Annotated in this window: 11 protein-coding genes; 3 read left to right on the plus strand and 8 right to left on the minus strand. The window is 60.6% G+C overall.

The genetic code is table 11. The features are described 5' to 3' along the window. A partial coding sequence (locus tag SGJ19_25915) for a hypothetical protein (protein ID MDZ4783700.1) occupies positions 1–340 on the plus strand: 340 nt, incomplete at its 5' end. Positions 341–1180: 840 nt separating this feature from the next. On the opposite strand, the gene SGJ19_25920 is transcribed toward SGJ19_25915, so the two are convergent. After that, a complete protein-coding gene (locus SGJ19_25920) occupies positions 1181–4099 on the minus strand; it encodes a PVC-type heme-binding CxxCH protein (GenBank protein ID MDZ4783701.1) in 2919 nt (972 codons plus the stop codon). Further along, the gene (locus tag SGJ19_25925) at positions 4099–5535 is read right to left on the minus strand and encodes a hypothetical protein (protein MDZ4783702.1); all 1437 of its coding nucleotides are present in this window, start codon (positions 5533–5535) and stop codon (positions 4099–4101) included. The genes SGJ19_25920 and SGJ19_25925 overlap by 1 nt, the downstream gene beginning before the upstream one ends. Before the next feature lie 171 nt (positions 5536–5706). Between SGJ19_25925 and SGJ19_25930 the strand changes: the two genes are divergently transcribed. Continuing rightward, positions 5707–6738: a PIG-L family deacetylase gene (locus SGJ19_25930; GenBank protein ID MDZ4783703.1), complete on the plus strand. Its 1032-nt coding sequence runs from the start codon at positions 5707–5709 to the stop codon at positions 6736–6738. Between the two features lie 8 nt (positions 6739–6746). Further along, positions 6747–7919: a VCBS repeat-containing protein gene (locus tag SGJ19_25935; protein ID MDZ4783704.1), complete on the plus strand. Its 1173-nt coding sequence runs from the start codon at positions 6747–6749 to the stop codon at positions 7917–7919. 109 nt (positions 7920–8028) lie between these two features. Here SGJ19_25935 and SGJ19_25940 read toward each other — a convergent pair whose 3' ends face one another. From SGJ19_25940 to SGJ19_25965, 6 genes are all read right to left on the minus strand, one after another. After that, positions 8029–8172 carry a hypothetical protein gene (locus SGJ19_25940; protein ID MDZ4783705.1) on the minus strand — a complete coding sequence of 48 codons (144 nt, stop codon included), beginning with the start codon at positions 8170–8172 and terminating at the stop codon, positions 8029–8031. Positions 8173–8375: 203 nt separating this feature from the next. Beyond that, the gene (locus SGJ19_25945) at positions 8376–8684 is read right to left on the minus strand and encodes a right-handed parallel beta-helix repeat-containing protein (protein MDZ4783706.1); all 309 of its coding nucleotides are present in this window, start codon (positions 8682–8684) and stop codon (positions 8376–8378) included. A 134-nt stretch (positions 8685–8818) separates the two neighbouring features. After that, on the minus strand, positions 8819–10195 hold the full coding sequence (locus SGJ19_25950) for a cytochrome P450 (protein MDZ4783707.1): 1377 nt from the start codon (positions 10193–10195) through the stop codon (positions 8819–8821). A 396-nt stretch (positions 10196–10591) separates the two neighbouring features. Next, positions 10592–19213 carry a M36 family metallopeptidase gene (locus SGJ19_25955; GenBank protein ID MDZ4783708.1) on the minus strand — a complete coding sequence of 2874 codons (8622 nt, stop codon included), beginning with the start codon at positions 19211–19213 and terminating at the stop codon, positions 10592–10594. Between the two features lie 823 nt (positions 19214–20036). Then, complete coding sequence (locus tag SGJ19_25960; GenBank protein ID MDZ4783709.1) at positions 20037–20522, minus strand: ABC transporter ATP-binding protein; 486 nt, start codon at positions 20520–20522, stop codon at positions 20037–20039. 207 nt (positions 20523–20729) lie between these two features. Next, positions 20730–20960: a YheU family protein gene (locus SGJ19_25965; protein MDZ4783710.1), complete on the minus strand. Its 231-nt coding sequence runs from the start codon at positions 20958–20960 to the stop codon at positions 20730–20732. Positions 20961–21565: the final 605 nt, after the last annotated feature.

The raw sequence follows: 21565 nt of genomic DNA on the forward strand, positions 1-21565 counted from the left end.
CAACCCGCATCCCTTTACGGCCACCATCGACGACTTCACCGTCGACATTCTTCGCCCGATTCCAGGAGACTCGAACGGGGACTACATCGTCGATTTGAATGACCTGAACGCGGTGCGGAATAACTTCGGGACGAGCTTCCCGTCTCCCCCGACCGGGTTTAGCGTCGCGGGGCCGCCAAGAGTGAGCGCGGTTGACGCCAAAACTGTTCAGGTTCAGCGTGACGCGACCGACGTGGTTTTTGCCCGTATGGCGACGGACGTGATACAAGCCGACTGGATGGACGCTGGTTTGGAGCGGATTGCTTTCCCGTCGCAGCGACGGGCGAGGGTGCGTCGGTAGCGACGCAAAGGTCAGAGCGAAATCTACCCATCGAGCATTCGGAACGGCGGCAAATGCGTGCCGCCGTGCCATCGGGGCCGCAATGCCTGGTTCCATCCTGTTGCTGCATGCGCATATTCCACAGCATTGATGAATGATCTGGGCGTGTTGAGACAAGGGAAATGAAGCTGCATCGAAATGAGCACGGATTATTGCGTGGCGACATTAAGTACGATGTCGGCTTTCCTGCCACCGTAATGCCCCACATTCTGCCAGTCGTCTATCCGTGCATGCGTTGCGGAACGCTAACGCTCCATGTTGCCGTACAGCAACCGACCGGCCTATCGTTCAAGTTCCCGTTTGCAAAAAAGCCGCTCTCCGCCAGCGGTAGAGACTATACGCTTATTTGCAACGCCTGTACCAGGCGCGTTGTTTTCGGTCAATCCAGGCGCAAACCCCGGGAGTCCTATGAGATTCCCGTGACGCTCATGTTTAACGCGACGACTGACTGTGGTTAGTGTTGAATTGAGGCAAGGCTATTCCACTGCCAGTCACGAACCTGCAGCAGATTGACAACCACCATGGCAGCGCGGAACGATTCGGGGCGCATTGCCTCGGCCATGTTCGCTCTGCGGCGTCCAGCGAAGCCCATCGGCAAGATCCATAGTCCGCTCGCCGGTCAATAACGCGAATTGCAGCATTGCAAGTTTTCGACTCACTCACCGTCGCCAAGGGGCTTTTGCCATATGCTATGCAACAGAAATCGTCGCTTTCCTGTTCAATTCGCTGACAGCGCCGTTTGCAGTCCTAGCTTGTCAATGTCGCTGAACGGACCGGGCTCTCAACTGCCCAACCTCGTACTTAAGGCGTGTCCAGAAATGTCAGGAGATCGGCGACATCCTGTACTGAAAGCCGTTGCTCAAATCCTGTTGGCATCAGCGATGCTCCAAAGGCGTTGAGCGATTCAAGCTGCTCGCGTTTCAGCGTGACTTCAATTCCCTCTGCCTGGCGCAGCGTGACCGATTCCGGCGTCTCGGCGGACACAAGACCTGTAAACACGCGACCATCCGTGCCGATGGCGGAGTAGCTCAAGTAGTTTGGCGTGGCTTGCTGGCTTGGGTCGAGGATGTCTTTCAGCAAGTTCTCCTTCGACCGCGAATTGACGCCAGACAGGTCGGGGCCGACGCGCCGTCCGACGCCGCGCAGGACGTGACAACTGGCGCAATGTTCTCGAAAAAGTTGTTCGCCGTGACGCGCGACGCCTGTGAGCGTGACCGCTACTTGATAGTCCGCAAGCACCTGCTGGCGCGGCTCTGGCCAGGCCGAGGTCAACGCTTGCTCCGCGGCGGCGCGGATCGCTACCTGTGGATGGTGGAGCAGCGCTTCGCGGGTGGTCGGATCGATCTCGACGGCGGAAATCGTCCCTTCCGTCATGGCGGCGAGAAGTCCGGTCGCGGCGACGGGAGATCGGAGCGCCGCGACCGCGAGTGTTTGACGCGTCGACGTGGAGTACTCACTCCAGGAAGCAAATAGCTCCGCTGCCAGCGCCGGGTCAGCCGCTTCGCTGAGTGCTACCGCCGACGCGGACTGGATGGATTGCGGCTGGGCCGGACTCAGCAACGGCAATAACGCGCGAACCTCGGCGGGCGCACCGCCCAGTGTGACAGCCTGCATTGCCAGGATTCGGTCATTGGCCGACGTATCGCCAGCTAGCGCTTTCTTAAGTGCTGCCTTCACCAACGACGCCAGTCGCGTGGCTTGAGCTTCTTGCCCCGCCAACGGCAACTGGATGTACCGCCGCAGCGATTCTTGGCGACTGCTCAGACCGCGCGCCAGCCCAACGAAGATAGCTCGTTCAGCATCCGGCGCGAGTGACGTCGCTGGTGCTGTCAGTAGCTCCATGGGGACGTTTCGCTCCAACACTTTCTCGCGCTCCGTCGCGATCATGGCCGCCTGTTCAAATAACTCCAGTTGTTCGTCTTTTAGCGCGGTCTGTTGATCGTCCGTTGCCCTGGCAAACTCACTAAGGAACTCAGGCGCACAGTCCACGATGCCAGCGGAGATCGCGAGACACACCCAACGACTAGTCCCGGATTTCCTACTCATCGCGGCGAGTAGCGGCGCCCTATCCGCGCCTTTCGTCATTCTCAGCAACAGCGCCTGCTCGAACTGCACGATTGGATCGTGTTCCAGCGGTATCGCGGTGCTCAATCGCTTCCAGAATGCATCGGCGTTTTCCAATCGAGATAGTAAACGCCAGGCATGGCGGCGCACACTGGGATGGCGATCGACAACTCTGGCCGCCACATCGGCGTTCGTCAAGGCAGTCATGCCTTCCAACGTGTACATGGCGTGCAATCGCGCTAGCGGCACTCGCCCATGTGCACACATGGCGCGCAATAGAGGGATCGAAGTGCGGTCTTGCCGTTCGACCAGTAGACGCTGTGCGGTGTCGCGAAACCAGCCGTTTTCGTGTTCCAGCGTGCGGATCAACTCCTCCGTTGCGGCGCTGCTTAGTCGCGGGCCGACGCCGGCTCGCGCTGCACTGTCGCGCTGTCGAATGCGCCAAATCCGACCATGTTCCGCCCCCTCGCGCCAATCAACTTGCTCTCGCTGCGTTTCGTTCGCCACAAACTGAGGATGTTCGACCCAGCGGCGATAGAAGTCGGCAACATAGAGCGCGCCGTCTGGGCCAGTCGTGCAAAACACCGGATGAAACCAGGGATCTGCCGCTGCGAGGAACTCTTTTCGTTCCTCACTGCGCTTGGATACAAAGGTTGGGCCCTCCGGCACAAGTATCCGGCGATGTACCAGGCTCGTCAGTGATTCGCCGACAAACGCGTTGCCGCGATATTCCTCGCCCAATGCGCCGCCGCGCAGAATCGTTAGTCCGCAGAGCGCGTTGTAGTAATCGGTGCGTTCGGCATTGAACGTCTGTGGACGCGGCGCAATGGGAAACACCTCGCCGGTGTCAGCGGGATCGGCAATGTCGCGAATCGCGTGAGCGCTCAGTCGCAAGCTTTTCCTCACCGCGGCCTCATCCAACAGCGCGTGGCGAATCGGAATCGTGGTCCAGGACAAAAATCGCCCGCCCCAGTCATCCTTGGCCAGGCCAAACTGGCTCTGTCCTGGCAAGGCCTGAAACTCGCTGAAATCTGGTCGGAAACGGAAATCGCTGGCTCGGAGGGAGACGGCCTCATCGCTTTCCTTGCCGACGCGCCGCACGTCGCCGTCATTGCGTCCGTTCGCGCCGTAAATCCAATTGTCGAGCCCCCACGTCAATCCATTCGCTCGCAACTGCTGGTTGCCCTCGCCGAATCCCGTGTAGATCACTTCCCGCGTCTCGGCACGTCCGTCTCCGTCGCGATCGCGCAACCACAACAACTCGGGCGCCGCGGTGACCAATACCCCGTCGCGCAATGGCAACACGCTATTGGGAAACCGCAGCTTGTCGGCGAACACCACTGCCGTTTCATAACGTCCGTCGCCATCGCGATCTTCCAGCCTTCGGATGCGCCCCGCTTCGGGCCCGACGGGATAATCGTTCATCTCCGCGACATACAGGCGTCCATCGGCGTCCCACGCCAAGGCCACCGGACTCGTCACATCCGGCTCGCTCGCGACCAACTCAATCACCAGGGCTGGATCCGCCAACTGAAACGTCGCCGCTTCAGCGGCTGGCGATCGCGGGCCAGATGCCGGTTCTTGCGCACACAATGGCGATTGAACGAGACAACTGGCCGCGCAAAGCAAGCTCGCAATCGGGGAGAGATAAGGCATTAGGGATTCCCCGTTTCGTTCGAGGCCTCACGAAGCAGCTCGACGATGGCGTCAACGACGCGTTCGCCCGTCCCCGGTTCCGCGTAACTGTGATGGCCCGTCCAGGTTTGATAGCCGCCCAAGCGGTGGGCTTCCTCGTCGGGCAGATAGCCGATCCAATCGTTCGCGAGTTCCGCCACGTAGGTGTGCGCGAATGGCGAACGCGATTTGATGTCCATGCCGAGCTGCGTGAAAAACTCGGCGGGCACGCCGCAAAGCGCCACGTCGCCGACGACTAACACTTGTATCCAGGTCTGACGATCTTCTCCTTGGAAGGGCTTCAGTTCCTTGCGCATCTGGCGGAAGATGTCGATTGTGGTGTCGGCGTACGCCGGCATGCGCTTGCGGCAATAGGAAACTACCTTCTCGTCCTCGACCGCTTCGTCGAAGGTCCGAACTCGGAACGTGAACGGACGCTTGAGCGACACGATCCGATCCACCGGCCGCGTTTCCAGCTTTTGGAGCGCATCGCGAATCGTCCCCTGCATGCGTTCCACCGCCTCAGCGGTGGTCACGGCCCCGAGATTATGCGTCGAACCGGATGCGCCTTCCAAAAAACAAACCGTGGCCCCTAACTCGACTTCCAGCTGCTGCGCGGCGAGGCCATAAAACGATGGAGAACGCACTTGCGGCTTCAGGCTGCCGATCGTGTGCGTCGAGTGATTGTAGATCACGCCCAACAATCGATCATCCGGCCCACGGAATGCCAGCACAGGCAATTGCGGATCGAAAGGTCCCGTGGGCCCCACGGCATCGTCGCGAGGGCCGACCCAGTAGATCGTGTTATCGGCCAATCGCAACCGACTGTTTTCGCCGACTGTTTTTTCCTCCGCGAGATGAAAGCCAAACTTGCAATCCGCTTGCATCCGCGACGATGCCTCGACGACCGCTTGCACGATGCCCTGTTTCACGTTGCGGACAAACTTCTCGTCGGCGTGGTAGCCATGGATCCGTGTCGTGCTCGGAGCGCTGTGCGTGTGCGTGGCATTGACGAGCACATGCGTAGGCGGAATGCCACAACGTTTTTCAATTTCCACCAAAGCAGCGTCCACCATCGCGCGCGTGACAAACAAGCAATCGCAGGCCACGACGGCGAACCGTCCGCTCGTCGGGTGCTCCAGCACCACGGCCACGGCCCGCAACTGGCCTTCCTGTCCCACCGCCTTCCCAGGCCCGATGCCGCCGGCGATCACCATCGAATCGTCGGCCGCAAATTCGGCGGCCGCGACGCCCACCTTAAGACCAGCCATCTTCGGCTCCGCGGCAAACGTGCCGGTTGTCATCGAGATGCCAAACCAGCACGTCAATAGGCTCAAGGCCGGACCAACAAAGCGCGACAACCGGTGATGCGTCATAATCGAAGGAAACTGGTGGTAGGTGAGGATTGAGTTCGCCAATGGTGGACCTTTATTATGTTAGCCGCTTCGAATCGATTGCAAGTCTCACATGACGGTCGGCAATCCCCTGTCGCGTACCGCAAGTTTTCCGCGAAGCTCGATTGTCGTCCTAGCGGGCGGTATACTGCCATCCTCATTCAGCGCAATTCAACGCTTCGGAGCAATTGACCAATGTGGCACCGATCATCATTTTTCCTCGGCCTGGCATTGGGCGTATGCGGCGTCGTAGCGGCGGTGCAACTACTTCCGAAAACGGGCATCCATTGGAATGTGCGAACGGCGAAAGCCAACGCGCTCGAAAACACCCTGGCCGTTCAAGCATCTGGCGCGAACGGCGAGACGCGCATCGCGCAACAGCTGACACGGCCCGCCGTACCGCCTGAAGACGGCAAGCTGCGGATTATCTGTTTTGGAGCCCATCCCGACGACTGCGAATTGAAGGCCGGCGGCGTCGCGGCGCGTTGGGCAGCGGCTGGGCATCACGTCAAGTTCGTGTCTGTGACCAACGGAGATATTGGACACTGGCGCGACGCGGGCGGTCCGTTGGCCACGCGGCGCGCTGCAGAAGTGGCGGAAGCGGCCCGCATCCTGCGGATCAGTACCGAGGTGCTCGACATTCACGACGGTGAATTAGAGCCGAATCTTGAGAATCGCAAGCAAATCACTCGCCTGATTCGCGAGTGGAACGCTGACATCGTCTTAGGGCCGCGACCGAACGACTACCATCCCGATCATCGCTACACCGGCGTCCTCGTGCAGGACTCGGCTTATATGGTGATGGTGCCTTTCATTTGTCCGGATACGCCGCCGATGAAAAAGAACCCGGCGTTCTTGTTCTATTCGGATCGATTCCAAAAGCCCACGCCGTTCGAAGCCGACGTCACGGTGAGTATCGACGACGTTCTCAATCAAAAGCTCGACGCCTTGGATGTCATCGTCTCGCAGTTCTACGAGGGCGGGGCGCTCGGCTCGGCGGAACTCTTGCCTGCCACCGACGAAGGCCAGGCAGCCCGGCGACGTGAAGTACGCGCCGCGCATGCCAAGCGTTTTGATGCGGAGCCTTTTCGAGCGGCGCTAACAAAATGGTACGGCGCCGACGGCGCGAAACGTGTCGGCCATGTCGAGGCCTTCGAAGTCTGCGAATACGGTCGTCAGCCGTCGGACGACGAATTGAAAAACCTCTTCCTCATCGATGCCGAATGAGCCAGCATATGCGACGCTTGAAAATGTCACTTACTGGCCTGACAACTTTGCTCGGGCTAATCAATGATCGGTGCGCTGCTGAGATGCCGCGTTTCGAGGTCCATCCCATCGCGGCGTGGGGCAACGAGTTGGGGCAGACTTCGCTCGCGGACGTCGATCGCGACGGCGATCTCGACTGGATCGTCGGTCAGCACGGCGAAATGCGGTGGTATGAGTTTCGGAATCCCAAGGAGTGGATTGCGCATGAAATCGGCGCAGGGGCGAAGACGGACGTCGGAGGAACGGCCTTTGACGTCGATGGCGACGGCTGGGTCGACCAAGTCGCTGGCACGGCCTGGTATCGCAATCCCGGCAACCCGCGCGACGCGCGTTTTGAGTTTTTCCAGAACGGCGCCATCAGTTGCCACGACAACGTCGCGGCCGACCTCAATGGCGATGGGCGGCTCGACGTCGTGGCGTTGAGCAACGATGCCGCGCATCCGATCCTGGCCTGGTACGAGATTCCGGCAAATCCGCGAGATCGCTGGCAACAACGACTGATTGGCGACGGTATCCACGGCGGCGTCGATCCGCGGGGCGTCAGCGACCTCGATGGCGACGGAGATCAAGACGTCGTGCGCGGCAATGCCTGGTTCGAAAATCACGATGGCCGCGGCAAAAGCTGGCATGAACACGCGGCATTCGAGCTCCCCGGAGGAGGTCGGACCGGGCCGTTTGGACTCTGCCTCAAGACCTGGGTCATCGATCTCGACGGTGATCAGGATCTCGATGTCGTCGAATCCGAAGCCGATTTCGAGGATTGCCGCGTCTTCTGGTTCGAGAATGAAGGTCGGGCAAAATCATGGACGTACCACCCAGTCACCGCCGAGCACACCGGGCAAGATTTTCACGCGTTGGCGGTAGCGGATTTTGATGGCGACGGAGATGCGGATATCTCCAGTGGCAGCGGTCCACTGACCAAGGCCGCGCAGCAGCGCGCCTTCATTTGGGAAAACCGTAACGGCCATGGCGGGGCGTGGACCGAACACGTGATCTGCGAGGGGATTCCCAGCCACGAGACCAAGGCGGCCGACGTCGATCAAGACGGCGACGTTGACCTCTGCACGAAACCGTGGCAGGGAAATCAGCACTACTTTCTACGCAACCGACTCCGCGATCCCCCGCCGGCCAAAGATCAATAGTGGGCTCCGCTTAGTTGCAGGTGTTGTCTCGCGGCGTCGACGATCTGCGATCATCAACGGTCGCCTTCGCTTGCACGTCGTTGCCGTCGAAAGTCACTTCGCCCGGCTGTCAGCCGGCATCTTCCTCGATCAGGATGCCGACTGCTTGGGTCTGTTCATCCATCGGTCGCGTGTTGCGGCCGATGTTGTTGCGAAACATCAGCCCGCGCGTGGAACCACGCACGCGAATCCCCACCGCTTTCTCGGGCAACATTGTCCTCAATGCAATTGTTCTCCAACCGATTGTGGTGCGCGGCCATGCCGGCCGTTTTCATTCCGGCACAGTGCGCCATCCTCGCCATTAAGCCGGACGAGATTGTCGCGCAATAGTGTGTAGCTGTCTCGATGTCCAATGGAGATCCCGAAACGCCCCTTGTCTTCCAACACGTTCTTTTCGAACAGCCCATGCCGTACGGGCTAGCAAAGGAACAAACCGTCCTCGCCATTTCCGCGAGCCACGCATTCGCGCATGACCTCTCGTTGCGACCTGCGTCCCGAGTGCAGCCCCGGTCCGGCGCTATCTCCCGACACGCAGCGCTCGACGCGCATGTCGTTCGACTTTTGAAAACTGATGCCGTCGCCGTGATACTGGCGGACCACACAATTCTCGATGACCGCGGCGTGACACTGATAAAGAAACACGGCTGCGCCAACTGGATTCGAGAACCGAGTGAGTAGCGACTCGATTCGACGGTTGATCGTGTTTGAAATCCGTCCAAGCAGGATTCAGGTAAGGACTGACATCGCGGCTTTTTGTCCGTGTCATCGCGGCGAAGTTGGATTCAACCGGCATACGCAACCCGGAACGCATAACGAAATACGTTTGGCCTTTTTGGTCTGATTTGATCCGCCGCACCGACCTAGTTGTCCGGACGAGTTCGTTGGACAACGATGCGCCCGCCATCATCCGGACCCAGGACGATCCCGTAACGCCGCGCCTTAGAGCAAGCATCCTTCGCACGAGTTGGTCGGACTTGGCTCAGCAGCGTAGCGATCAGCACCTTCATCTCGTACAGCGCAAACGGCATCCCAAGGCAAATCCGGTTGCCTCCGCCGAAGGGAAACCACTCGTGCGGCCCATACTTGCGTTCCAGAAAACGCTCCGGTCGGAACTCGCCCGCGGCCGGATAGAGATCCTCGCGTTGGTGTACCAAATACGAGCAGGGACACAGTACCACGCCGGCTGGATACTCGCGGCCGGCGATCGAAATTGGCTGCATGGTCTTGCGCACGACAAACGGCACCACAGGACGGAGCCGTAGACTCTCGCGGACGCTGCCATCGAGGTATTCCAGTGCCGGCAAATGCTCGGCCGCGGGCGGTCCGCCACCAGTCACGCGAATAAGTTCATCGGACAGTCGGTCAACCACGTCTGGGTGCTGCGCGATTTCCGCAAGCGCCCAGGAAAGTGCCAGGGCCGTCGTTTCATGTCCGGCGATGAGGATGGTAATGAGGGCGTCTCGCACTTCGCGATCCACGAGCGGCGTTCCGTCCTCGTATTTTGCGTCAAGGAGATCGTCCAGTACGTTTTGGCCCGTCACATTACGGTCGCCGCGCCGCCTTGCCGAGATCAGCGCAAAGATATCGTCGTCCAGATCGCTCAATTGACGGAACAGTGGCACCCAACGCGACCCCGCTAAGCGTTCGATCGGCACAATCGTCATGAGCACCAGCGCATACCGCTGCCTGCCGTTGGACAAGAACGCCTCTATTTTTCGCTCGAAGCGATCCAACTCGGAGCCGGGCAGCAGTCCCAATCCAGTCCGAAGAATGACCCGCAACGTGACTCGGCGCATCGCCGGAAGTGTGGGAAATGGCGTCCCAGTCGCCCAGGAGCGCACGGCTTCGAGCGTCTCCAGCCGCATTGCGTCAAAAAAGACTCTCATCCGTTCGCCCTTTAGCGGCGGAACCAAGATCCGACGCTGCCGCAGATGTGGCGCCCCGTCCAGTACCAAGACCGAGCTGCGGCCGACGGTAGCAGTAAAGAGAGTGTTCGCCTCGCCGGAGTGGAGGATGTCCGGATCAGCCTGGAAGATCTCGCGTACGGCTTGCGGGTCGGACAGCATCACGAACTGGCCGTGCCCGGCAATGTGGAGTGTAAACGCATCTCCGTAATGCCGATGGCACTCGTCAAGCAGTCCGAGGGGATCTCCGGCGAAGCGAAATAGCTGCCGCCAGGCAGAGGACGATGGACCTGTAGGCAGAGCGGAAACGGAGGGAGGCATCGCCATCGACATTACAATGACTCTAAGCCAAACTCAACTAGCTCGCGACGGACAGCGATGGGTTTAACAGTATCGTGCGGCAATTCGTTCACGGCAGCAGCTCTCCCTCGGTCGCGGAGCCAGCGGAAACTCCGAATCCAGAAGCTGCTTCGGACGGCTCTGGGATTGGACGCGCGTCTGTGCCGTTGTCCTTGCAGCGGCTGTGGTACACGGCCCGGACGACTGTTCCGTGACACGAATTGCGACTCCTACGTCCATCCTCGCGAATCGGAACGACACCGTCACTCGTTCCAAGATCGTCGACCGCTCTGCATGCACCTCGGCGAACAACTCGAGGACCTGCGCCCAGGGATGAGGTCCGAACATGATCTGATGAACAATGGCCGACTAACGGACGCGCAGGTCGATTTAGCGCTCCATTCTTGGCCTCGCTACAAAGCGCTTCTTGTTTGTAGTTTGGTAATCCCGATCCAGGAGGGCGAACAGTTCGTCGTTCGCCGCAATGGTCGGAGCACGACTGGACGCGCCGAACAGGGCATCAATCGCGGCTGCCGTCGGCCGAATCGGCGACGCTGACACGCCTCGACGCACCGTCGCAGGGGCGGACTGGGAACCCATGTTGTTCCGCACGGCGTTCAGGTCCTCAATGTCGACATCACCGTCGAAAGGAAAAGTGTCACCTACGCCGACGCCGCCGAAGTTGTTTCGCACGTCATTCAAGTCGTCCAAGTTCACGCTGCCGTCGAGGTTGGTGTCGCCCGGCGCGATATTGAGTTGCCGCACGTCGAGGACGTATTCTCCGCGACCGGCGACCGCGGCGAGCCGCACGTAGAACACGCCGCCCGCGACGCTGCCGAATCGCAGCATGGCGTTGCGTCCATCGTGGCCATTGTTGTCGCCCGAGGCTACAAGCTGTCCATTGGCGTTGTATAACTCCAAAAGAGGGTCCAGCGCGTTGACGAACTCTCCGGCACCGTCGCCGGGCGTTCGCGTGGCAAGGTCGAGCACTTTGCCGGGCAGCAGTTCCACGCGGAACCAGTCTTCGTCCATCGACGCAGAGGCGTCGCCTCCCAACGCGCCGACAGCATAGGGCACGGCGATCATGCGTTGAAAAACACCCTCGCGTGAGTAGACGTCGATCCGCGGCAAGCCGCTGACGATGCCCAAATAGATTTCGTTCTCGACGATCGCCACACCCCCGTAGCCACCAGCGTTAGTCAAAAAGGTGTGCGTCACGGCGCCGGTAGCTGGGTCGATCTCGACGATCGCACTGCCAAAGGCAACTGTCGCCACCAAGCGGTCAGGGTCCGAGGCGCCCGCCAAGCCGCCGGAGTAGCCAAGACCAGGAAGCGAGATCGTCTTAGTCAATTGATCGCTCGTCGGATCGAACTCATAGAAGGTGCTGGTAGCGTAGTCCGCGAGATAGATTTTGCCTCCCAACGCCGCCAGTCCGTCGAAACTGCCGCCAGTCACAGAATCGACGTCAATGATCGCGCCCGTATCCGGGTCCAGCTCATAGAGCCGCGCAGTGCCAAAACCGTTTAGATAGAACAGACTCATGCCGTTGAAGGCCAGTCCGTCGGGTCCTTGAGCGGCACCATCGGGGACGGCGAATTGGCGGATCTCGGTCCCGGTCAATGGATCCAGTTCGACGATCAAGTTGCGGCCGTCCAGCGCCGCGGCAAACAGTCGCGTTGAGGCCGTCGCGGCGACGCCTCCAATCACCGTCCCAGATGTCGGCAAAGTCTGCGCCTCTGCGAGGCCATTGTTGGCGCCAAGATCGAGTCCGGCGTCCTTGAGCAGCGTGAGTGTGTATTCCTCGCCGCTCAATCCATGGACGACGATGTAGTAAACGCCCGCCTGGGGTGCCACGAATTCCGGAATCGTGGTGCCAAAGGTGTCGGACTCCAGCGTTGAAGTGACAAGCAACTGGCCCAGGTCGTTCTCGATCGAAAGCTCGGATTCGACTCCCCGCAGCGCCTTGACGGCCATGGCGAGCGACTCGCCAGAAGCCAGATCCACTCGGTAGTAGTCGCTGGTGGCGATCGGCGTGGGGGGCGCCTGCGTGGTTTGCAGGTAGACGTTGGCCGTGTAGCTGCCGCTGTTGTAGGCGCCGACGTCCAGGTAGTACCAACCGCTGGCGAGGATACGCATGCCGTATGCGAAAGAAAGACCAAATCCAGCACCGGCAAAACCGTCATCGAGCGCGCGTTGCGCGCCAGCTTCATTCCGCCAAACGAAGGTCGTATCGGTGCTCTGTCCGCCGTCGACAATCGTGGTGACGAGGTCGCCCGCTTGGAAATTGTAGGCGAACAGATCGCGGTCGTTCGGGATTGTGGCGCCGGCCGTCGCTGACTTGTATTGCACTTCGCGCCAAGCCTGAGACGCGACGTTGGCCGCCGTAATCACGTTGTTCGGCTCGACTTCGGCGGTGAACTGGCCGTCCGTGCGCGGATTGCCCCCGTTGTTTTCGAGCCATACAGTAAGTTCATAGCTGCCAAAGTTGACGCCGTCACTGGGCACGCGGACGTAATAAGCCGTGGAGCGGCCCGCTCCCGAGACGGTGTGGCGGTAGATCAATGCGTCCCCTCCGGAACCGCTGAACGAGTAGTCGGTGGCGACCAAGAGGGGGGCGGCGGCCGAGCCGGCGTATAACTCCAGTTGTGCAGCGCTCAAAGTGCCGCGGCCGGAACCGAGGCCGGCAATACTGACCGTCAGCACGTCGCCATTCGACATCCCTCCGATGTCGAACCAATCAGCGCCGGACCGAACGGACAAATTTCCCAAGATACTGAGTTGGTAGAGGTTTTTGGCATCAACAAAATTGGCAGTGGCGAGGTTCGCCGCGACCTGCGTGTTGTTCGGTTCCACCTCCGTCGGCAGGTAGCCCTCGGGACGATTGTACCGACCTACTACGTTGGCCAGCGACTCACCGCCAATGTCCACGAAGGCACCATTTAAATCCTGGGCCGTCGCCCGGGTATCGTTGAGATTGCCGCCGTGTTGCTCCAGTTCTACGTCAGCGTTCAAGACCGCCGTGATGGCATAATTGCCCGTGCTGGTCGAAGCATCGTTGATCACGATGCGGTACACCCCGGCGGAGCCGATCGGCGCGACACGGAGGACGGCTTCACCGCCCGCAGCCGGCGCCGTGGCCGTTGCGATTACAGCGCCCGATGGATGCACCAACGCGATGGCCGTCGTGAGCCCGTCACCTTGTCCCAAAACAGTCAGCGACTGACGCGCATCGAGCGCGATCTCGAAGGCGTCGAAATCGTTCGCGAAGCCGAGCACGCCCGCGGTTTTTCCTCGATAAACTTGACTGCCAAGCGGGCCGACGGCTTGCAGGGGTACGGCCAACGCGCCGACGCCGGTGTCGGTCGCGAAGTTGACGACAAAGTCGCCTCCTTCAGTACCGTTGCCGGACACACCCGGGGGCGATGGGAACGCGCCCGACTCGCCGTCGATGTTGATTCCGACTAGATCTTCAAACGCCCCGTCTCGTGAAAAGAGCGTGATTCGATACGAATCCTCAGCGAGCGCGGCGTAGGTGACGCTCAGCACCATGCCGGTCGCGTCCCACGACATCTCCTGCGGGGCCACAATTCGCTGAGCACCGAGCGCGAACAGTTCCAAATCGTCCGCCGTCAACTGATCGACGCGCATCGGTTCAGCGAACGTGATGGCGAGCGTCGCATCGCCGGAAGGGAGAGCATCGCCGGGCGCAACGGAGGAGCCGACGATTCGCGGCGCCGTCGCATCCAGGACGAACTGGCTGGAAAACGCGGAGAGTGGCGTGCCCTGCAAATCCTCCAATGCGCCCTGGACAAGCGTGATCTGATGGACGCCTTCCGTGAACCCAGCGGGAATCGTGAAACGAACGGCGGCGCCATGTACGATGGTAACGTTGGTGGCTGGCACGCCGTCCACTTCGAGATCGCCGGAGTTGACTGAGCCCAGCAGGAAGCCCTCGCTAAACCTGACTTCGACCGACGCGGGGGCGAATCGCAACCGCGCGCCATCGCCGGGCGTGACCGAGCTGACGGCGAACGGGGCGGGGATCTGCGACGGATTGCCGATCTTCAGCAGGTAATCCCCTTGAGAGTACGAGCTACGCGGCGAGGACGAGACCTCCACGTAGTACGTGTTGATGCCGCGGGGAATCGTGAACCCGATGCGGGCGTTGCGGCCGTCAGCGGCGGAATCATCGTCTGCGACGACAACATTGCCGGCAGCGTTGAGCAGTCGCAACTGCGGATTGAGCGCGTTTGGGGGGCTCCCAGCGGCGTCGCCCGGCGTGACCGTCTCCAGGACGAGCGTTCCCAATTCGACGACAGTCACGGTGTACAAATCCACGTCGTCACCCAGCTCGTAGGTCAGATTGTCGAGCAGGAATCGCGAGCCGGACACTTCGTTGAAGTCCAGCACGGCGCGGGACACGGGAGCGCCCTGGTAGGCGAATAGCGCCTCGGCATAGAAGAATCCCTCGTCACGCAATTCCACCGGAACCGTGGCGATCAGCGATCCTTGCACGTCGAACAGGTCCACCACGACTCCATCAGCGACGACTCCCAGCGTGTTCAGCAAGACGGCGAAATCCAGCCGCGTCGTCGGCGTAGCGAAATCAAGCGTCAACACGCCGGCGGAAGTCCCTTCGATGCCAATCCCATCGGAGAACTTCGTCGCGCCCGGCCCAACTGCGTTGAAGTGGGCATCCAATGAATCGTTGCCGCCGACTTTGAAGTCGAACGTGACTTGATTGAATACCAGTCCGTCAACCGGTTGAAACGGCAACTCGTTGAAGGCAATCCGCTCTGCATTATTCGGGGCGATGCGACCGAACAAACGCTGCGCGCCCGCAACGGCCCGCGACTCGACATCCTGGGCCTCGGCCGTCGCGTCATTCAGTTCCTGTTCGATCGAGACGTCACGTGTAACCAGCAGTCGGTAGGCCGGTCCACGGCTGGCATTAAGCACGGCGTAATACGTCCCGGCGGCTGGCGCGCGGAAATCGCTGATCGATTGAACGACGCCCACGCTCCCTGGCACTCCCTGGGCCAGCGCATTGCCCAGCGCGTCGCGCAGCTCCAGTTGAACAAAATCTTGACCCAATGAGTCAACGGCGAGTGAGAGCGATTGGCTGGCCGCCAAGGCGATCGAGTAGTAGTCGGGCGCCGCGACAACGGCCGCCGGCGGTGACGTCGAAGACAGGTAGAGTGTCAGATCGTATTCGCCGAGTCCCCCCGCCGTCCCGACGTGAAGATAATAGCTCGAATTGACAGCTGCCCGAAACACGTAAGTACCCACGCGACCGCCGCCGTCCTCGTTGTAGTCCACCGCCTGGGCGGGTCCGCGCGACAAGTACAATTCCATGAAGGGCAACCAACCGGAGGTGGGATCGACCTGTACGGTGAGCAGATCGCCGGCGTTCAAGTTCAGGCGATAAAAGTCGAGATCGCCGAAATCCGACACGGCTCCGCGGGTCGACGATTGACGAACGACCTCGCGCCAACTACTCGAAATGTCGTCAGCCGCCGGGAACGACTCGTTGGGCTCGCTCTCAAAGACGTCCGTCCCGCCGGGGAGTGGCGGTTTCCCGACGGCCTCAACAAGCAAGCTCAGGTCGTAGGTGCCGACGGAGCCAAAGTCGTCGGCCAGCACATAGTAGTCGCCTGTCGTCGGAATCGTGAAGCGGTCGATGAGGCCCTCAGCGCCCGGACCACTGAAATTGTCGCCCACCACGAAGTTGATGGACCCGTTCGCAAGCAGGTACAGATTCACGCCGACGTTAAACGTCGTGCCTCGCGCGGACTCGGCCCCGGCGGCCGCGATGGTGACGACATCTCCTGCCTGGAATTCGCCTAGCCGATACCAGTCCACATCGAGAGAAGAATGCTGAGCGGCTTCGATCTCGAGTTGATAAAACCTTCGTGACGGCGACGTCCAGTTTTCATTGAGCTCCGTTGCACTGGGGTTACTGGAGTTTGGTTCGACTTCGAACGGTGCTTTACCCGCTGACGCGGCGCGGCCGAGGACCAAGGCACGCTCGGCCGTGCCATCCGGGCTGGTGAACGCCGCTTCCAACGATTGCGCGGTCGAGGCCGTGTCGTTCGCCGCGCCGCCGAATTCCTCGACCTCATGCGCGACGTTCACCAGCGGTTGCAACGAGTAAACACCCGTCTGGTCAGTCGGCGCGCCGACCTCGAACGTATAGACGCCCGCTACGGCTAGTTTCACCGCTGGCAGCAGCAGCTGATCCGAACCGACGCCGCCACCCGATAGGACGACGCTTCCCTGCGGATCGCGGACGACGACACGGGGCTGCCATCCGACAGTGCTCGTCGCCTGTACGGAGAGCAACTGGCCCGTTTCCAACTCGAGAGTGAACGAATCGGTGTCGCCATTCACGCCGATGATGCCCTGCGCCGCGGCTGAGAAGGCCAAGCTGCCGTGTGGCGACAGCGCGGTGAAGGCGCCCACGAACGGCACGACGCCGAAATCGAGTTCCATGCTGCTGGAATACAGTTCACTCGGATTGCCGAACGCGTCACTCAGCGCGCCCGCAGCAATGGTCAGTTGCAGCGTGCCCTCTCGGTTCAGCCCGCTCAAGTGGAAGCGAACGCTGTCGGCGTCCAGCAACTCCAGACTATCGACCACGCCCTGGTTCAGTTGGAGATCGGTCATCCCCAGGCTGACTGCGTCGATGGCCTCGTTGAAATGCACGTCCAGACTCGTGAAGGGCAGCACAACGCTCGATCCGTTCGCCGGCGACGTGCTCGCAACTTGCAGTCGTAACGTGTCATAGAAGAAACCGCGCTCGAATTCCAGCGAATCGGCGCCATCGCTCGCCCGCTGCAATGCGCCGGCCTCCATTGTCATCGCCTGATGCCCCTGGGCGGTGACGGGGCTGGATACGAACGTGAACACCAACGAATTGGCGTCGACAACGTTGACGACGTTCGAGGGAATCCCGTTAACGAGGAAATCATTGGCGTTGGCCGTCGCGGAATTGAACTCCTGTGAGAAGTTCACTTCAAACACCGTGGGCCGCGTCGCTAGCACCTGATCCTCTCCAGGGACAGTCGAGGTGACGTGCAGATCGAAGACCGGCGTGTCGAACGCCTCGACGACGAATGGCGAATTAGCTCCATTGCCATCGTCGACGTCGGCGCTCAAACCGAAGCCACGGCGAGCGAATGCCGTCCAGATCTCCTTGGCGTTGGTCCCGCCGGTCAAGACTTCGTCGGCCAGCAGAATCGCGTCGCGGGACTGCGTGAAGGTGGGATTGGCAGGCTGCAGCTTGAGTCCGTCCATCACCAGTTGCAGGGCAAGAAGGTTCCCGCAACTGCCTTCGCTCTGGTAGCCGAGCGCAATGTTCGGCTCATAGCCGTACTTGTCAATCAGCAACCAATTCATGTCCCACAGCGCAGAACTCCAGATCTCCCCTGCGTTGTGAACTTCGGGACTTTGGTTATACACGGCCAGCGTCAAGGGATTGATCGCCATGTCGACGCTATACGGAAAACGGCGGATGCCGCCCCCGTTGTCCGGCTGCCCCAGGACGTAGTTCCCCTGGGGATAAGCCGCCAGTTTCGTGTCGCCGGGATCCTGGGTGAACATCAGCGCCCACCAGTCGCTCCAGCCTTCTCCCATGCCGCCGCTTTGCAGCGAGTTTAGCGCGTTCGAGTTGGCCGGCCCGCCGGTGAGACGGTTGGAGACGCCGTGCCCGTACTCATGCACGATGATCTCGTTCGCCAGGCTGCTGTCGCGCATCGGCGAAGTGAGACTGAACAAAAACTGCTGCATCCGAGGCGACTGGCCGTCGGGAGGCGTGAACATGTTGGCATTGTTGAGTCCCGATCCGTCCTGCGCGTCAGCCTGCACCGGATCTTCCCCGAGGCCTCCCTCTCCGTAGTTGTTCACCTGGAAATTGCCCGCGGCTGCGTCGAAGCCGTAGCGATAGTGCACGTCGTGCAGGATGTTGTTCCAGTAAAAGAGGTTCGTGATCGCAGCATCACGATAGGACGCAGGTTCCTGCGCGGTGTCGAACGGGAAGTCGAACAACAGGCTCGCACCGCCATTCGGGCGGAACCCGCCCGCGTCGTTCGCGTCGCTATCTTCCTGGGCCGAAACATTGTTCCCGCGCGTGTCGGTGAACTCGGCGCCGTCCGCGCCATTAGTGTCGTGCCAGCCGAATGGGCTGGCGACTGGGTCGGGCGGATCCTGGACGGTCACACGTCCTTGTTCGGAGGGACTTTCAGAGGGTCGGGGAAAGACATGATAAGAAGCCCTGCTGGCCCAGTCGGCGGCCAACAGCAGTTCGCCCGAGTTGGCATCGACCGCGGCGTCGTACCAATGTTGGCCATCCGGCGTGCGCAATTGCATGTTCCAACCGAGCCGCACGCCACCATCCGCGTTGGGGACGAAGATCTGCCGCGGAGCGATCGGATCGCGCGAATAACCGAACGCGGTGAACACCGGCTCGCTCGTGAACGGTACGGGACCAGCAGCGTCGGCCGCGCTGATTTCGCCGTGCAAGTCAAGCGCTGCGCCGGCGGCGGCTACGGCCTGCTGAGCATTGAGCACCGGCGCGGCGCGCAGCGACGTCGCCGCATTGTTCAGACCTACGACGAAGCTGCTCCCCACATTGACGACGCGGCCGTCCGCAGTGACATTGATATTCAACGTGGCGTTGGCGACGCGCAGGCCGTCCAGCGTCTGCGCGAAGTAAATGTGCGTCACGCCGCTGAGGGCGTCGCTATACTCGTCGGTCACCACCGCCGTATCGATGTCCGACTGACTCAGACCGAGCGTGGGCGCATTCGCGCGCAGGTACGCCTTAGCGATCTGCAGCGGGTCGCCAGCCGTCGGGCCGGTCAGCAGGTCCCCGTCCAGTTTGCGCAAATGCAACTGTGGCGGAACAAAGAACGGTAGGTCCCGCTCGTGCTGCGGCGCCACTTCGTTCCAGCCCGCGCCCGCATTCGGCGGACTTACCGAGAGTAATTGCCTGGCCTCCAACGTCTCTAACACCGGACGCCGACTACGCCAATCTCTTCTGGTTCCGCCGTGATTTCTGCCGATATTGGAGAGTGTTGAGCGATTCCGCTGGATTCCCCGAGCGAATGGACCCGATGACTTCGGCACGGTTAGCTCCGTAGGTGATTGAGGGACGCTGCAGCTGAGCATTAGTTCGCCATCGCGGCGAAACTCTTGCGAATCTCATCCGTGCCAGTCCGCGAACCGCAATCCTTGCACTGGCGAAAGTGCCGTGAGTCTATTCGTGCGGCCAGCCGAACGCAAATTCAGGCGAAAGTTTCAACGGAATATAACGGCCGGCCAGGTGGACGAACGTGTCCGCTGCTACGATTCTCGGCCGGCGGAGAACTTTGGCTCGTTCGACCACGACGTGGAACTCGCGATTCGAACGGATTTCGGCACGGACACGGGTTGGCAGCGGCTTCTGCGAATAATGACGCGAGTACGACCGCCTAGAAGGCGCATCGCATTTGTGGGAAGGGTAGTCCTTCGACAATGGCCAAGGCCATCGCGTCGTTGAGTCAAAGGCGCGACACCTGCAGCTCGCAGACGCACAGCGCGCCGTCACGACGTTTCTAACCTGAGGAAAGCTGGTAGCACCGCTCGTGCGGCCATTTCCCGATCCACAAAACTGTAGCGTGACGGTTCTTCGCGCCCGCCTGCGTAGCGAATGCAAGGATTCGTCGGCAACAATTCGGTCTTGGCGCACGATCGCCACGCGATCGCAGAGGTTTTCCACTTCGCCGAGCGTGTGACTCGAAAAGAATACCGTGGCCCCGGCAATTGCCCGCTCCCGCAGGCAACGGGCCAACTCAGCCTACATCAGCGGGTCAAAACCGGACCTCGGTTCTTCCAAAATCAGCAGCCGTGGCCGGGCCAGCACGAGACCAAGTTTCTGGCGCGTGCCTTTGGACATTTTGCGTACGCTGACATTCATTTCCAATTGAAATCGCTCCGCGAGCGCGGCGCCTTCGGCACGCAAGTCGAGCCCGCGGATCTTCCCGACAATCGACAGGGCGGATTTCCCCGTCATCCAGGAATAGAGACGGAGGTCGCCGGGCAAGTAGCCGATGTCCCGTTTAATCTGTCGACTCTGTCGCCAACAGTCGAGCCCGAAGATCGAGGCGTTTCCGCCGCTGGGATTCAGGAAGCCGAGCAGGATCCGAATCGTGGTCGTCTTGCCAGCGCCATTCGGCCCCAGAAAGCCGAACGTTTCACCTTCACTTATTTCCAAGTCGACGGCGTCAATGCCGACACGACGGCCATAGTGCCGGGATAGTCGAGCCGTGCAGATGATGCTCACCGTAAAGTGCCTCGTTTGGTGGGCGATTGCGGTTCTGGCGATCTCGGGCGTTGCGTTCAAGGATCGCTGGCACCGATTCCTGTTTCTACGGAATTTGCGTCGCTCGCGCTCCTTGCCGCACCTTTTCATTCTTGCCCCGAAGCAGGTCGGCATCGACTTCAGGTGCCATTCGCCTCACGGACGTCGAAATTGAGTCGCTTATTGGCGCTATATGCCTTGATCCTCACCGCCTGCATTCTCCGCATCCTCCACGGGAAGAATGTTGCAAGTCTTGGTTCTCATGTCGAAATGCACGACGACCTTACCGAAGTCGAGCTGATGGAGTACCTCTTCGACGCGCCGCTCAACGGCGGAGTCGTCCGTGCCGTCGCGCGTGACGAATTCTTCGACGACGGCGCGGAGCGCGGAGGGTGACAGTTGTTTGTGGGGGACGCGCATCGAAAGTCTCCATACGACCTTCTGATCAAAATCGGATTATCGCCTCTTTGGCACCGTCGTGCCCAGTCGTCCGTGGCCCAGCTAGAAGCCCATGCCGGCACCAGTTCTCCAAACTCTGCGGACGGACCGGCCGGCGCCGACAATCCGTGGACGCGAGCATGCCGAGGCGAACAGGATCGGGAAGTGCACGATTGTCGACCTCGCGCTGAATCTGACATACTGGGCTGCAATTCTATCCCCTTGGCGTTTCTTGGCTGCGTACGACGCAAAATCATTGCGTTGAGCATTTGGATGCGATAACGTGGCGACGGTCAGGGAGGACGACTGTGGCAAATGGCGCATCGCCAGACGCTTGGGGCTGCGCCGCTCCACAGTTTACGGACCTTTTATCGCTTTAGTTGATTCTCAAGTAGCCCGGCCACGTTCGGACGTTTAGCCACATTGTCACGTCGCGCGTGATTTCGCATTCCGCATCGGCCCAAGGACTTTCTATGCCTCTCGCCAATCGCACCGGCGTCATTCGAAACCGTCGTGGACCAGACCAAAGCTCCTATCGCTCTCGGTTAGGCATGAACGGAACAACCTTGCGAATGGAGTCCCTGGAG

The sequence above is a fragment of the Planctomycetia bacterium genome, assembly GCA_034440135.1.
GTDB lineage: Bacteria > Planctomycetota > Planctomycetia > Pirellulales > JALHLM01 > JALHLM01.